General features: G+C 64.0%; 11 protein-coding genes and 1 pseudogene. 6 read left to right on the top strand and 6 right to left on the bottom strand.

Annotated features, from left to right (window positions below):
- Positions 1-127 precede the first annotated feature (127 nt).
- The 6 genes from aceE (at position 128) to PYR64_RS10330 (ending at position 8,150) form a co-directional block, all read left to right on the top strand.
- Positions 128-2,914: a pyruvate dehydrogenase (acetyl-transferring), homodimeric type gene (aceE, locus tag PYR64_RS10305; protein WP_275779770.1), complete on the top strand. Its 2,787-nt coding sequence runs from the start codon at positions 128-130 to the stop codon at positions 2,912-2,914.
- A 184-nt stretch (positions 2,915-3,098) separates the two neighbouring features.
- Complete coding sequence (locus tag PYR64_RS10310; RefSeq protein ID WP_018776193.1) at positions 3,099-4,343, top strand: helix-turn-helix domain-containing protein; 1,245 nt, start codon at positions 3,099-3,101, stop codon at positions 4,341-4,343.
- An 88-nt stretch (positions 4,344-4,431) separates the two neighbouring features.
- Entirely contained in the window at positions 4,432-5,361 is a 930-nt protein-coding gene (locus PYR64_RS10315; RefSeq protein WP_018776194.1) for an ACP S-malonyltransferase, read from the top strand.
- On the top strand, positions 5,358-6,419 hold the full coding sequence (locus PYR64_RS10320; RefSeq protein WP_018776195.1) for a beta-ketoacyl-ACP synthase III: 1,062 nt from the start codon (positions 5,358-5,360) through the stop codon (positions 6,417-6,419). The genes PYR64_RS10315 and PYR64_RS10320 overlap by 4 nt, the downstream gene beginning before the upstream one ends.
- Positions 6,420-6,535: 116 nt before the next feature.
- Positions 6,536-6,781, top strand: coding sequence for an acyl carrier protein (locus PYR64_RS10325; RefSeq protein ID WP_011692310.1), 246 nt, complete (start codon positions 6,536-6,538; stop codon positions 6,779-6,781).
- 133 nt (positions 6,782-6,914) lie between these two features.
- A complete protein-coding gene (locus tag PYR64_RS10330) occupies positions 6,915-8,150 on the top strand; it encodes a beta-ketoacyl-[acyl-carrier-protein] synthase II (RefSeq protein ID WP_018776196.1) in 1,236 nt (411 codons plus the stop codon).
- Between the two features lie 97 nt (positions 8,151-8,247).
- Here PYR64_RS10330 and PYR64_RS10335 read toward each other — a convergent pair whose 3' ends face one another.
- The 6 genes and pseudogenes from PYR64_RS10335 to PYR64_RS10360 form a co-directional block, all read right to left on the bottom strand.
- Positions 8,248-8,751 (bottom strand): DUF3145 domain-containing protein, encoded by a 504-nt coding sequence (locus PYR64_RS10335; protein WP_018776197.1) that lies wholly within the window; start codon positions 8,749-8,751, stop codon positions 8,248-8,250.
- A gap of 238 nt (positions 8,752-8,989) precedes the next feature.
- On the bottom strand, positions 8,990-9,916 hold the full coding sequence (locus PYR64_RS10340; protein WP_275779773.1) for a tyrosine recombinase XerC: 927 nt from the start codon (positions 9,914-9,916) through the stop codon (positions 8,990-8,992).
- A 62-nt stretch (positions 9,917-9,978) separates the two neighbouring features.
- Positions 9,979-11,205, bottom strand: a complete 1,227-nt coding sequence (gene dprA / locus PYR64_RS10345) for a DNA-processing protein DprA (protein WP_275779775.1) — start codon at positions 11,203-11,205, stop codon at positions 9,979-9,981.
- Positions 11,206-11,252: 47 nt separating this feature from the next.
- Positions 11,253-12,119: pseudogene (locus PYR64_RS10350) on the bottom strand (ATP-binding protein); the annotation flags it as partial.
- Positions 12,120-12,462: 343 nt separating this feature from the next.
- A complete protein-coding gene (locus tag PYR64_RS10355; protein ID WP_133830821.1) occupies positions 12,463-12,780 on the bottom strand; it encodes a hypothetical protein in 318 nt (105 codons plus the stop codon).
- 656 nt (positions 12,781-13,436) lie between these two features.
- Complete coding sequence (locus tag PYR64_RS10360; RefSeq protein ID WP_166183129.1) at positions 13,437-14,870, bottom strand: MFS transporter; 1,434 nt, start codon at positions 14,868-14,870, stop codon at positions 13,437-13,439.
- Positions 14,871-15,048: the final 178 nt, after the last annotated feature.

A 15,048-nucleotide genomic window follows, 5' to 3' on the forward strand; every position in this document is an offset into this window, starting at 1 on the left:
CAGAATTCTACTGGGCAGCCAAGCGCTCACAAGACCTGCCCGGCGCATCCGACCGGGCTGTTGAAACCGAGATGTCGCACACGACGCGTTCACGACGGGCAGTCACCCTGCCAGACCTGAGGCGCCGATGCATGCGCCTAAAGGAAGGTTGGACGTGGCTGCAGGAGAAGAGACCTCACACATCCTCAGCGGGTTGACTGCCCAGCTGCCTGATCGTGATCCGGAAGAGACCGCGGAGTGGATTGAGTCCCTTGATGCGTTGATCGCTGAGCAGGGTACCGAGCGGGCTCAGTACATTATGCGTTCGTTGTTGCAGCGTGCTGGTGCCCGGTCGGTGGGTGTGCCGATGGTGACGACCACTGATTATGTGAACACGATCCCGGTGGATCAGGAAGCACCGTTCCCGGGGAACGAGGAGTTCGAGCGCCGGTACCGGGCGTATATGCGGTGGAACGCTGCGGTGATGGTCCATCGTGCGCAGCGCTCCGATATTGGTGTGGGTGGGCATATTTCCACTTATGCCGGTGCTGCGACGTTGTATGAGGTGGGTTTCAACCATTTCTTCCGCGGCAAGGACCACCCCAGTGGCGGGGACCAGGTGTTTTTCCAGGGCCACGCGTCTCCGGGGATGTACGCCAGGGCGTTCATGGAAGGCCGGTTGAGCGAAGAAGACCTGGACGGGTTCCGTCAGGAGAAGTCCAAGGCCGGGCATGCGTTGTCCTCGTACCCGCACCCGCGGTTGATGCCTGATTTCTGGGAATTCCCGACCGTGTCGATGGGTATCGGCCCGATGAACGCGATTTACCAGGCCCAGTCCAACCGGTACCTGCAGAACCGTGGGATCAAGGACACCTCGGACCAGCAGGTCTGGGCGTTCCTTGGTGACGGGGAAATGGACGAGCCCGAGTCCCGTGGTCTGCTGCAGCTGGCAGCGAACGAGAACCTGGACAACCTGAACTTCGTGATCAACTGCAACCTCCAGCGCCTGGACGGGCCGGTGCGTGGCAACGGCAAGATCATGCAGGAACTCGAAGCGTTCTTCCGCGGTGCGGGCTGGAACGTGATCAAGGTCGTCTGGGGCCGGGAATGGGACTCCCTCCTGGAAGCGGACAAGGACGGGGCGTTGGTGAAAATCATGAACGAAACCCCCGATGGTGACTACCAGACCTACAAGGCCGAGTCCGGCGGGTTCGTCCGTGAGCACTTCTTCGGCAAGTCCCCGCAGACCAAGGACATGGTCGCGGACCTGGACGATGAGCAGATCTGGGGCCTCAAACGCGGCGGTCACGACTACCGCAAGGTCTACGCCGCGTACAAGGCAGCGACCGAGTTCAAGGGCAAACCCACCGTGATCCTGGCCAAAACGGTCAAGGGCTACGGCCTGGGCCCGCACTTCGAGGGCCGCAACGCGACCCACCAAATGAAGAAACTCACCATGGAAGACCTCAAAGCCTTCCGTGACCACCTGCGCATCCCCATCAGCGATGACCAGCTCGACGCCGACCTTTACCGGCCCCCGTACTACCACCCCGGCATGGACGCCCCGGAAATCAAATACCTCATGGACCGCCGCGCCGAACTCGGCGGGTTCGTGCCCGAACGGCGCCGCACCCACACCCCGGTCACCCTGCCCGAAGCCAAATCCTACGACGTCGCCAAACGCGGATCCGGCAAACAACAAGCCGCGACCACCATGGCCTTCGTCCGGCTCCTCAAAGACCTCATGCGCGACAAAAACTTCGGCGCCCGGTTCGTGCCCGTCGTCCCGGACGAATCCCGCACCTTCGGCATGGACGCGTTCTTCCCGACCGCGAAAATCTACAACCCCAAAGGCCAGAACTACCTCTCCGTGGACCGCGACCTCGTCCTGGCCTACAAAGAATCACCCGCAGGCCAACTGATCCACCCCGGCATCAACGAAGCCGGCGCCGTCGCAGCATTCACCGCCGCCGGCACCGCCTACGCCACCCACGGCGAACCCCTGGTCCCGATCTACGTGTTCTACTCCATGTTCGGCTTCCAACGCACCGGAGATTCCTTCTGGGCCGCCGCGGACCAAATGACCCGCGGCTTCATCATCGGCGCGACCGCAGGACGAACCACCCTCACCGGCGAAGGACTCCAACACGCCGACGGGCACTCCCCCATCCTGGCCTCCACCAACCCCGCCGTCCGCACCTACGACCCCGCCTACGGCTACGAAATCGGCCACATCATCCGCCACGGCCTCGAACAAATGTACGGCGAGGCCAGTGACGATAAAAACGTCATGTACTACCTCACCGTCTACAACGAGCCCATCACCCAACCCGCCGAACCCGAAAACCTCGACACCAACGGGCTCCTCAAAGGCATCTACCAACTCGCCCACGCCCCCGAGGCCACCACCGGAAACGGAAACCGCCCCACCGCGAACATCCTCGCCTCCGGCGTGTCCGTCCCTTGGGCCCTCGAAGCCCAAAAAATCCTCAACGACGACTGGGGCGTCGCCGCGACCGTCTGGTCCGTGACCTCCTGGAACGAACTCCGACGCGACGGACTCGACGCCGAAGAACACGCCTTCCTCAACCCCGGCCAACCCACCCGCACACCCTTCATCACCGAACAACTCCACGGCCACACCGGACCAGTCATCGCAGTCTCCGACTACATGAAAGCCGTCCCCGACCAAATCCGACAATTCATCCCCAACGACTTCGCCTCCCTCGGAGCAGACGGCTTCGGCTTCTCCGACACCCGCCAAGCCGCACGCCGCTACTTCAAAAACGACACCCACTCCATCGTCGCCAAAACCCTCCAACTCCTCGCCGCCAAGGGCGAGGTTGAAGAAGGCGCACTGGAAAAGGCGATCGAGAAGTACCGGCTCCTGGATGTCAACGCCGGCACCACCGGCGGAGCAGGCGGCGACGCCTAGGCTTCTTCCGGGACGTCACGCGTCACCAGCACCATCCGCGACGGCGGTCCTCACCAAAAGGTGGGGGCCGCCGTCGGGCGTTTAAAGCTGTACGCAGGCGCTCGACGGGACGTGACGGGCAACAAGGCTAGTTGTAGCCTTCGCACAAATGGAGGTTCCCCGGGCTGGGCCGTATGCTCATTCCATGGCAGAGCCCACCAAAACAACGTCAAAGCGCAAGGCAGCAACCCCGGCATTGTCGCCGGAAAAGGCGGAAACTCTCCGGCAGCTCCGCGCGAACGTAGGGCAACTGTCCACCAGCACCATGCGCCAACTGGAGAAATCGCTCCCCTGGTACAGCCGCCTGAGCTCCGATGAACGATCGGCGCTCGGCCTCGTGGCACAAAACGGCATCGCGGCGTTCGTGACCTGGTATGAGCGCCCCAGTTCACCGTCCTGGATCCTCACGGACGTCTTCGGCAATGCCCCCACCGAGCTCACCCGCTCAATCAGCCTCCAAAAGGCCCTGCAGCTGATCCGCATCGTGGTGGAAGTGGTGGAGGACCAGGTACCGGTGATCGCCCCGGAGTCCGACCAGCCGTCGTTGCGCGAAGCCGTCCTGCGCTATTCGCGCGAGGTCGCATTTGCCGCTGCCGATGTTTACGCACGTGCCGCCGAGTCCCGCGGGTCGTGGGACACCAGGCTGGAGGCGCTGATCGTGGATGCCATCCTCCGTGGGGAAAATACAGATGCCTTGCGGTCACGGATCGCGGCGCTGGGCTGGAAAGCACAGGAACGCTTCACCGTGATGGTGGGCAACTCTCCGTCGGAACCCAGTGCAAGCTACGTCAGTGAACTGCGCCGTACTGCCGGGCGATTTGCCGAGGATGCGCTGGTGGGAATCCAGGGCGACCGGCTCATCCTGATCCTTGGTGGCGTCCAGGACCGGGACACCGCTTACCTCAAACTCAGTGAACTCTTTGCCCCCGGTGCCGTGGTTTACGGTCCGGAGGCCGGATCTTTGCTGGAAGCGAGCAGTTCCGCCCAGGCCGCCTTCGCCGGCCTCACGGCCGCCCGTGCGTGGCCCTCGGCGCCCCGCCCCGTCGCAGCAGACGATCTGCTACCGGAGCGCGTGGTCTCGGGCGATGACGCAGCCAGGCGATCGTTGATCAAGAACATCTACAGGCCGCTCCTGGCCGCCTCAAACGGCCTCGTGGAGACCTTGGGCACCTACCTTGAACTGGGTCATTCACTGGAGGCTACGGCCCGGGAACTGTTCGTCCATGCCAATACGGTGCGCTACCGTTTGAAGCGTGTCTGCGACGTGACAGGCTGGGATCCCCTCCTTCCGCGGGAGGCGTTTGTTCTGCAAACCGCCTTGGTGGTTGGCCGCCTTTCGGCTCCGCCGAAAGCCGTTCCGGAACGTCATGCGTCACGTTCGCAGAGCTGAACCGTTGTAGACTTCCTACAAACTGACCCAGTGAGCTTGGTGTACCAAAACACCAGTGGATCACGTGGCAATTTGGAAAGCTGGATACGTGCTTGCAATCGTCTGCCCTGGACAGGGCTCCCAGACCCCCGGATTTTTGGCCCCTTGGCTGGAACTCCCCTCCGTCGAAGGCCAACTGGCCGCCCTGAGCGAGATCGCAGGCATTGACCTCAAGGCCCACGGCACCACCTCGGACGAAGAGACCATCAAGGACACCGCGGTTGCGCAGCCCCTGATTGTTGCTGCCGGCCTTGTGGCCGCGAAGTCCCTGTTCGACGTTGAGCTGAGCACCCTTCCCGTTATCCTCGCCGGCCATTCCGTCGGCGAGATCACCGCCTCCGCCCTTGCCGGCGTCCTCACCGAGTCCGAGGCCATGACCTTCGTGCGGGAGCGTGCAAACAGCATGGCAGCCGCGGCTGCCGTCACCCCCACCGGAATGAGCGCCGTGGTTGGCGGCGACCCAGCTGAGGTCCTGGCAGCCATCGAAGCTGCCGGCGCCACGCCGGCCAACGTCAACGGTGCCGGCCAGACCGTCGCCGCGGGTACCTTCGAACAGCTCAAGGCCCTTGCAGAGAACCCGCCGGCAAAGGCACGTGTCATTCCGCTCAAGGTTGCGGGCGCATTCCACACCTCGCATATGGCCCCTGCAGTCAGCGCACTGGAAGCGCTTAAGCCGTCACTGTCGCCCCAAAAACCGACAGTCCCGCTGTTGTCCAACTACGACGGCCAGGAAGTCACCGACGGCCCTGCCGCCGTCGATAGCTTGATCGCCCAGGTTTCCCGGCCCGTCCGTTGGGACCTGTGCATGGAGACATTGGTGGCGCGCGGCGTCACCGGCGTCATCGAACTTGCTCCCGCCGGAACCCTTGCGGGTCTGGCAAAACGCGGCATGCCCGGCGTGAAGACTGTTGCAGTCAAAACCCCGGATGACCTGTCTGCGGCACTCGCACTCTTTGCTGAACTGGAGGGACAGGCATGAGCACGCCGGTACTGAAGAAAGCCACCGTCAACGAGAATGCCCGCATTCTCGGCATCGGGGCCTACCGCCCGGACGTCATCGTCACCAATGAGGACGTCTGCCAGTGGATCGATTCCTCGGATGAATGGATCCGCCAGCGGACCGGCATCATCACCCGCCACCGCGCAGCCGCCGATGTGAGCGTCATCGACATGGCCGAAGGCGCGGCGAGGGAGGCCATCCAACAGGCCGGCATCGAACCGTCCCAGCTGGGTGCCGTGATCGTCTCCACCGTCACGCACCCCTACGCGACGCCATCCGCCGCCGCTGCACTCACCGAACGCCTCGGCGCGACGCCGGCACCGGCCTTTGACATCTCCGCCGCCTGCGCAGGGTACTGCTACGGCGTGGCCCAGGCTGATGCGCTGGTCCGCTCCGGCGCAGCCGAGTACGTCCTGGTAGTCGGTGCTGAGAAGCTCTCGGACGTCATCGACAACCACGAGCGCACCATCTCCTTCCTCTTGGGCGATGGAGCAGGCGCAGTCGTAGTGGGTCCGTCTGACACGCCAGGCATCGGCCCGTCCGTGTGGGGCTCCGACGGCAGCAAGTGGGATGCAATCGGTATGACCCACTCGCTGGAAGACGTCAAGAAGCTTGGCGAATCCGCCAGGCATTCCGACGAAATTGACGACCCCGCCATCCTTTCCGCAACACAGGATGTTTGGCCGACCCTGCGCCAGGACGGCCAGACCGTCTTCCGTTGGGCGGTCTGGGAGATGGCCAAGGTGGCCCAGCAGGCGTTGGATGCTGCCGGCATCGAAGCCAGTGACCTCGCTGCGTTCGTTCCCCACCAGGCGAACATGCGCATCATCGACGAGATGGTGAAGAAGCTGAAGCTTCCCGAGTCTGTTGTGATCGGCCGCGATATTGCGCAGGCCGGAAACACGTCTGCGGCCTCCATCCCTCTCGCAACCCATCGCTTGCTCCAGGAGAACCCTGGCCTGAGCGGCGGCCTTGCCCTGCAGATCGGCTTCGGCGCGGGCTTGGTCTTCGGCGCCCAGGTTGTCGTCCTGCCATAGACCTGGACCGGCCCCGGTGGCCTCCAGCCAACTGAATATGACTTGAAAACCCAAACCGTAACCGCGGTTTGCCCCCTTTCCGGCAGCAGCCGGTACAACAAGAAAAGGAGCCAACAATGGCTAGCAACGAAGAGATCCTGGCCGGCCTGGCTGAAATCGTCAACGAAGAGACGGGCCTCGCCACCGAAGCCGTAGAGCTCGACAAGTCCTTCACCGAGGACCTGGACATCGACTCCATCTCGATGATGACCATCGTTGTCAACGCTGAAGAGAAGTTCGGCGTCCGCATCCCCGACGAAGAGGTCAAGAACCTCAAGACCGTCGGCGACGCCGTCAGCTTCATCGCCAACGCACAGGCCTAGTCCTGACACCAGCTGTGCCGGGCCAGGGCGCTAGTCCCTGCGCCCGGCACAGCCGCAATAACGCCCAAAGATTTTCCTGCCTACCCCTGTGAACCCTGCAGGCGGGATGGCTGATCCGACAGAGAGTGATCGCATGGCACGCAAAGTAGTCATAACCGGTCTGGGGGCCACCACTCCCATCGGCGGCGACGTACCCACAATGTGGCAGAACGCGCTGAAAGGCGTCTCCGGCGCCCACACGCTCGACGACGAGTGGGTGGCCAAGTACGACCTCCCCGTCCACTTTGCTGCCCGGTGCTCCACCCCGGCACTTGAGGTACTGAGCCGCGTTGAGGCCAAGCGCATGGACCCGTCCACGCAGTTTGGCGTCATCGCCGCCCGCGAGGCCTGGGCCGACTCCGGGATTGAGGACATCGACCACGACCGGCTGGCTGTGGCCTTCGCCACCGGCATTGGCGGCGTCTGGACCCTCCTGGATGCGTGGGACACCCTCAGGGACAAGGGCCCCCGCAGGGTCCTGCCCATGACGGTTCCCATGCTCATGCCCAATGGCGTTGCTGCCGCGGTCAGCCTCGACCTCGGCGCACGTGCCGGAGCGCATACGCCGGTTTCTGCCTGTGCATCCGGCACCGAAGCACTTCACCTGGGACTGGATCTTATCCGGTCCGGCAAGGCTGACGTTGTGGTGTGTGGTGGCGCGGAAGCAGCAATCCACCCGATGCCCCTGGCGGCGTTCTCCTCGATGCAGGCCCTCTCCCGCCGCAACGATGAGCCGGAACGCGCATCCCGCCCGTACGACATCGACCGCGACGGCTTTGTCATGGGTGAAGGCGCCGGTGCCCTTGTCCTTGAAGCCGAGGAGCACGCGATCGCCCGTGGTGCGCGCATCTACGCCGAGCTTGCCGGCACATCGGTGACCGCGGATGCCTACCACATCACAGCACCGGACCCCGAAGGCCTGGGTGCCACCAGGGCGCTGAAGGCTGCCATGTTCGACGGCCGGATCCAGGCTGAGGACGTGGTGCACGTCAACGCACACGCTACGTCCACCCCCGTTGGTGACAAGCCCGAGTACACGGCCCTCCGTGCCGCCCTGGGAACCCACGTGGACAACGTAGCGGTCTCCGCCACCAAGTCCCAGATGGGACACCTCCTGGGTGCTTCAGGCGCCGTTGAAGCCGTTCTGACGGTCCTGGCCGTCTACGAGCGCAAGGCACCGGTCACCATCAACCTCGAGAACCAGGATCCGGAGATCCCGCTCGACGTCGTAACTTCCGTCAGGGACCTGCCCGCCGGCGATATCGTCGCGCTGAGCAACTCCTTCGGTTTCGGCGGACACAACGCAGTCATCGCGGTACGCAACGTCTAAGCAGGATCTGCAGCTGCCGCAACGTGCGACATGAAGAGGGCCCCACCAGTTGGTGGGGCCCTCTTCATTGCTATGGGGTATTTGTCGTGGGTCGCTGTCAGCCGACCTGGTGCAGCCAGCGCACCGGAGCACCTTCTGCGGCGTGGCGGAACGGCTCGAGTTCTTCGTCCCACGCCTCGCCAAGGGCCAATGACAGCTCGTGGTAGACCGCTGAGGGATCCCCGGCGCCGGACTCATAGGCATAGCGGATGCGGTCCTCGGTCACCATGATGTTTCCGTGCACGTCCGTGACGGCGTGGAAAATACCGAGTTCAGGGGTATGGGACCAACGGGCGCCATCCACCCCCTGGCTTGGTTCTTCGGTGACTTCGTAGCGCAAGTGGGCCCAGCCCCTCAAGGCCGACGCCAACTGGGCACCGGTTCCAGGGGCGCCCGTCCACGAAAGCTCGGCCCTGAACATTCCGGGCGCGGCGGGTTGAGGGGTCCACTCAAGATCGGTCCGCTTATCCACGACCGATCCAATGGCCCACTCGACGTGCGGGCAAAGCGCCGTAGGGGCCGAGTGCACGAACAGGACACCGCGGGTTGTTGCAACAGACATTCCATCCTCCATAGCTGTAGGTACGTCTTCCCCAACGACCTCTGCCTGGATGGTCTGCCTGTGCTGCCGGATGTCATGAATCTCATGATGGCCCTGACAGGCTATTCAGTTGTGTAGTCCTTTTGACGATCTTGGCACAGAAGTAACCCTCAAGCGTGCATTGAAGGTTTCCCCATGGTGCTTTCATTTTGCCGTACGCTGCCGGTTTCCGCCAGTGCGGGGGTTGTAAGGGTCATGATCAAGCCCGTGGGTGCGCCTGTTGATAGCTACTGCGGAGCCGGTCAACGGAAACGTGGGTGTAGATCTGGGTAGTGGCGAGGCTGCTGTGACCAAGGATCTCCTGGACTGCGCGAAGGTCTGCCCCGCCGTCCAGCAGATGCGTAGCCGCACTGTGCCTTAGCGCATGTGGTCCGGTGGCTGAGGTATCGCCCAAGGCATGCAGCAGATCGCTCACCACGGCGCGGATCTGTCGCGGATCCACGCGGTTGCCCCTGACACCCAGAAACAAGGCGGGGCCGCTGCCTGCGGTCACGACGGCCGGGCGGCCACGCCTGAGCCAGTCGTCCACAGCTACGGCAGCCGGGACCCCAAACGGCACCGTGCGTTCTTTGTTTCCCTTGCCCAGCACGCGCAGGGTTCTTCGGTCCGGATCCAGGTCATCGATGTCCAGTCCGGCAAGCTCGCCGACCCGTACTCCTGTGGCATAGAGAAGCTCAACCATTGCCCGGTTGCGGATAGCCATCGGGCCGCCATCCTCCGCAGCGATGTTCAGGTCATCCACCATGCGGGTGACCTGCTGTTGCTGAAGGACCCCGGGAAGTGGCTTGCTGCGTTTGGGCGCTTGCAGACGTATTGCCGGGTCTGTTGGGATCAGTTCTTCCCGGAGTGCCCAGCCAGTGAAAGCCCGGGCAGTTGCTGCGCGTCTGGCCAAGGTGGCCCGGGACATCCCCGCTTCGCTCTGCGCGCCGAGCCAACGCCGAAGCGATCCGAGCTCCAATTGCGGGAGTTCTTCAACCCCCTCCCGGACAGCAAAACCCAGCAGGCTCTCGACGTCCGCGATATAGGCACGAACGGTATGGGTGGACCGCGCCCGTTCCCCCTCCAAGTAGCGCCGGAAGCCCTCGACGGCGCCGGCCAGCGCTGTAGGTAGTGATTGTCCGTCCATCTTTCCAACTGTGCCAGCAGTCGTCCCCCGGCGCCCGCACCAACATGCTTTTCGCGGGAGGGTCAGGCATTCTTTCCACGCTTCCAGGCGCCCCGGTCCGAGACTGCCAGTCCCAGCAGCCCCAGCCGGCCAAGTCCAGCGCGAACGGACTCAGGACTCAAACCTGCCACCACCGTGAGCTTCTCCACCGAGCTGGTGGATCGAAGGGGCAGCGCGTCCAGGAGAATCAAATCCTCCAGGGACAATCCATCGTGCACCGCGGCGCTGGGTTCCTGGTTTGCGCCGCGTTCCTGGTATTGCTGGTTCCCCTCGTCCTGGGCGCCGGATGCACCGATGGCCCCCGCAAGCTCAGCGACCTCACCGACATCCGTGACGCAAACGGCTCCCCCGTCCCTGAGCAGGCGGTGGCAACCGGCGGAATTGGCGCTGTGAACGGATCCCGGAACCGCAGCCACGACCCGGCCTATCGTCTCGGCGTGATGGGCGGTATTCAGGGCTCCGGAGCGCCAACGCGCCTCCACCACGACAGTGACCGAGGACAAGGCTGCAATGAGGCGGTTTCTTTGCAGGAATCTGTAACGCGTGGGCGCGGACCCCGGAGGAACTTCGGAGATCACCGCTCCCTGCGCGGCCACCGCCCGAAGGAGTTCCTCGTTGCCGGAGGGATAAAAGCGGTCTACTCCCCCTGCCATCACGGCGATGGTAGGCAGCCCGGCTACGCCTCCATTGAGTGCTCCGCGGTGCGCGTGCGCGTCGATGCCGTAGGCGCCGCCTGAGACCACACTGAAGCCCCGCTGGGCAAGCCCGAAGGCGAAGTCGCCCGTGACGGACGCGCCGTAGCTTGTACTGTCCCTTGAACCCACAAGTGCAATGGCCCGACCTGCCGACGGCAACTCCTGTTCGTGCCCCCTCCACCACAGGCACAGCGGTTCCTGAAGGCCCAGATCCGAAAGTTGTGCCGGCCACAAATCATCTCCGGGAACAATCAACCGGCCGCCCAACCGCCGCATGGTCTCCAGGTCCCGGTCAGGGGCCAGGTCAGCAACACGCGGACCCCAGCGCCTGAGGCTATCCTGCATACCTGCCCACGTTGCGGGTCCGCCCCCGTCGCGGAGGACCGCAGAAATCTCCTGCTCCATACCAGGACCGGTCCCGAGCTCCCCCGTGGCAACCCCCAACGCATCCACAGCGCCGACCACCTGCACCAGGGCCAGTCCCACTGAGTCCTGCGGCTCCATCAGCCGGGCCAACGCGGCCCGGGCTACCCGTTCTTTGTCGCGCACGCTCATTCCTGCCACTCCTGCCGTTTTCCGTTCATTCCGTTCGTGTCGTTCGCTCATGTCGCCGCCGCGGCCTGCCTCAGGCCGAGCGCTTGCCCAATATGGTCAGCATCCGGTCGCTCGCTGCGGTCCAAGTCAGCGAGTGTCCACGCGAGGCGAAGGACGCGATCGTAGCCGCGAGCGGTCAGCACTCCCCGCTCGAGTGCGGTGTCCAGGATCCTCGTGGTTCCCGGAGGCAACCGCAGCTGTCCTCGCAGGATTCTTCCCGGTACTTGGGAGTTGGTTTCGAGCCCCGTGTTCTTCAGGCGCATCAACTGCCGCTCCCTGGCCGCCAGCACCCGTTCCGCTACGGTTCGCGTGTCCTCCTCCTGCCCGGCATGGCCGAAATCCGCCAAGGACACCCGTTCCACGTTCAGTTGAATGTCAACGCGGTCCAGCAACGGGCCGGACATTCTGCCGATGTAGCGACGCCGCATCATCGCCGTGCACGTGCAGTCCAGGCCTTTGCCGGTTGCTTTGCCACAGGGGCAGGGATTCGCCGCCAGAATGAGCTGGAAGCGCGCGGGGTACGCCGCCGTGCCGGCCGACCGGTGGATGACAAGCTCACCGCTCTCAAGGGGCTGGCGAAGGGCATCCAGGACCCGTCGCTCGTACTCGGGAGCCTCGTCCAGGAACAGCACTCCCCGATGCGCCCGCGATGCCGCGCCCGGCCGGGGAAGTCCCGAGCCGCCGCCGACGATCGCCGCGGCAGTGGCGCTGTGGTGGGGATTCTCAAAAGGCGGCCTGTGAATGAGCCGCACGGCGGATGCCTGGACGGCTGCCAAGGAATGGATGGCCGTCACTTCCATTGCTGCTGTCTCCGCCAAATCCGGAAGCAAACCAGGCAACCTCTCGGCCAACATGGTCTTTCCGGCTCCCGGAGGAAAGCGAATAACGGTGTGAGCGAGGGTGCTGCGATTCTTGCATTATCAGGCAGAACGGTGCGAACACCACATGAACACCAGGGTCGGACTTCTTCCTGCTTAGGCGCATGGACGCGCCGGGAGACAGGAGCCGCGGCATGGACGGATAATGAGCGGCTATGGAACCAAATGCTGAGGTTCCCGCGGTCCCTGTCCAGGGGAAGAGTGGGCCTCGCCTGGTTCAGTTGATGTCCGCGCGACGCATGCCGGGCCTCGGCATATCCAAGGGTTCTTGCCAGTCCGGTCTGCATGACGAAAGAAAGAACCCCGACAGCCGGGGCTGTCGGGGTTCCGTCGAGGCCTGTCAGGAGCCGCTGATCTTCCCTGCCGCGATGAGCTGCTGGGCGCGATGCTGCTGCTCATCGTCGCCAAAGCGCGTCACCGCCGTCATCAGATCCATGCCATCCTCAAGTCCGCCATAGATCTCCTCCAGCCGCTCGCGCGAGCCGCCGAGCAAGTTGATGCCGCCCAGCGCGTTGATCTGCTCGAGCTGCAGGTAGGCGCGGTACACGAGGTCGACGTGTACACCGTCATCGGCGGTGAAGGGGTTCGGGACGTAGTCGGCGTCCGGCGTAAGGCCATCCGTGTCGAGGCCCAACTGGGCCAGCTCGTTCTTGTTCATGGATGCTTCTCCTTGGTTTTGGGACTGTCACTCGGCTGTGACGACTCTCGATCTGAGACGGTCAGGATGCCCCCGGCCGGGCTCCGCCTGGCTGGAACGCCTGCGGGCCGACCATGATGATCACATTGATTTGGACGTCACTTACCTGGCGTACCAGGACGTCATCGACGCCTTTCAGCATACCGATGGGTGGACCAGCAAGCGTGGCAGGAAAGCGTAAAGACCATGTGTGCGCGCCCTGCTGACATCGAAATTCTGGCTGATTGGTGGACGGTAACCAGGATCGGTCCGACCAGCTCTGGGGTTCTCGTGGGTACCGCAGACCTACAAATTCCGTTGCATGTCCTCCAGAATGGGGATACACCAGGGCTAGGCTGGCGGAACACAAAGTCGGAGGAGGATCCCCTGAAGCGCAGCACCGGGTTGTTAGCGGCCAGGAATACTGCCCACAGGGGCGGGGAAGCCCGGGTCAACCGCCGCTTCGAAGCGTTTCGCGAGGTCCGCCGGCTATTGAACGGTGACCCGGTGGTATCTAGGCGAGGCTCTAGCTGCGCTTTTCGAGCGGACGATACCTGTCGCCGAGCATGCGCGCCCAGGCACAGGGGCGCGCATGCTGTACCTTCTCGTCACTGGAGACAGTCCCTGTCCGGGTCCGCCTAATGAATTCCGGCCGCAGCGGGGGCGTTGGCCTGTGCCGCGGTTCGGGAAGGCAAGGTAGCTGCAGCCAGTATTCCTGCAGCCACCAGCAGCCCAGCCGCGACGGCAAGTGCGCTGCCGTATCCGGCGACCAGTTGGCCTGCCTCGGTGACGGCCGAATGCTGGCTGCTGTTGCTGACCGTTGCAGCAACGCCTGCCAAAACGGCCAGTCCGAGGGCAACGCCGATTTGCTGGGCCGAGTTCAGCAGCGCAGAGGCAATTCCGGCCTCGGTTTCCTTCGTGTGATATACGGCGGCCTGGGTCAGGGCGATAATGCCGAGACCGAACCCAAGGGCGAGGATGAACATGGCCGGTGCCAGGTGCAGCCAGTAGTTCGTGTTTACCTGGATGAAGGAGAACCAGAAGGCAGCCCCGGCACTGAGCAGTGCCCCCGCTGCTGCGATGAGGCGCGTGGCCATCTTCAGCAGCAGCTTAGGCGCGGCCCCTGCCCCGAGCACCAGCCCTGCCGCGAACGGCAGCCAGCTGGCACCGGTCCGCAGAGGGCCGTAATGCTGAACCTGCTGGAGATAGAGGGTGATCACGTAGAAGCTGCCCATGGGACCAATGGCTAGCAGCAGCATGGAGGCGTATGCGCCAGCGCGGCCACGGTCCCGGAACAGCCCCAGTGGGACCAGCGGCGTGCTGCTGCGGGATTGCAGGGCGATGAAGGCAGCCAGCAGCAGGGCTGCAGCGGCTACCAGACCAAGGCCCAGAGGGTCAGCGAAACCCTCCTCGCCAAAGCGGGTAATTGCGTACACCAGGGCGACCATGCCGCTGGTTCCCAATACGGCGCCCCTGACATCGAGACTCCCGGCGTGCCGTCCTGCGCTCACCAAGGTCCGGCTGCCCAGGAGCACGAGGATGCCGATGGGTACGTTGATGAAAAAGACCCACCGCCAGCCGAGGGTGTCGGTCAGGCCGCCACCAAGAAGCAATCCCACCACAATTCCGAGAGCGGACATCGCGCCGTACAGCGACAGGGCTGCATCACGGGTCTTGCGTTCGGAGAAGGTTGTCGCAATGAGGGCCAGGGCGTTGGGCGCAACCAGTGCTGCTCCCAGCCCCTGAACCGCTCGGGCGGCGATGAGGGTCTCGCTGTTGGGGCCAAGACCCCCGGCCAGCGATGCGATGACGAAGAGGGCGAGACCGGCCTGCAATGCATGCCGCCGTCCGTAGAGATCGCCAAGCCGACCGCCCAGGAGCAGCAGAGCCCCGAACGTGAGGTTATAAGCATTCACAATCCAGGGCAGATGCACGGCGTTCACCCCGAGTTCCTGCTGGATGCTAGGCAACGCGATGTTCACGATGGAGTCGTCGAGCACCAGCATCAGCTGTGCGGTCGCGATCACCAGCAACGGCACCAATCCGCGCCGCTGTCCTGTTTTTCCGGTCATAGCATGTCCTCTACAAATTGGCGGGCAGCAGAGCCCGCAGAAAGTTCAGGGGGTACCCGAGTCGGGTGTTTTTTGGGGTTGCGCGGCCTGCTGGGGTTCGGGTGGACCCCGCTGGCCAGTTGTGGAGGGATTCATTCGCCCGCGGGCGCGCTTCGATGCCTCCTGTTTCGGGAGGGGG

Source organism: Paenarthrobacter sp. Y-19, from assembly GCF_029223985.1.
Lineage (GTDB): Bacteria > Actinomycetota > Actinomycetes > Actinomycetales > Micrococcaceae > Arthrobacter > Arthrobacter nicotinovorans.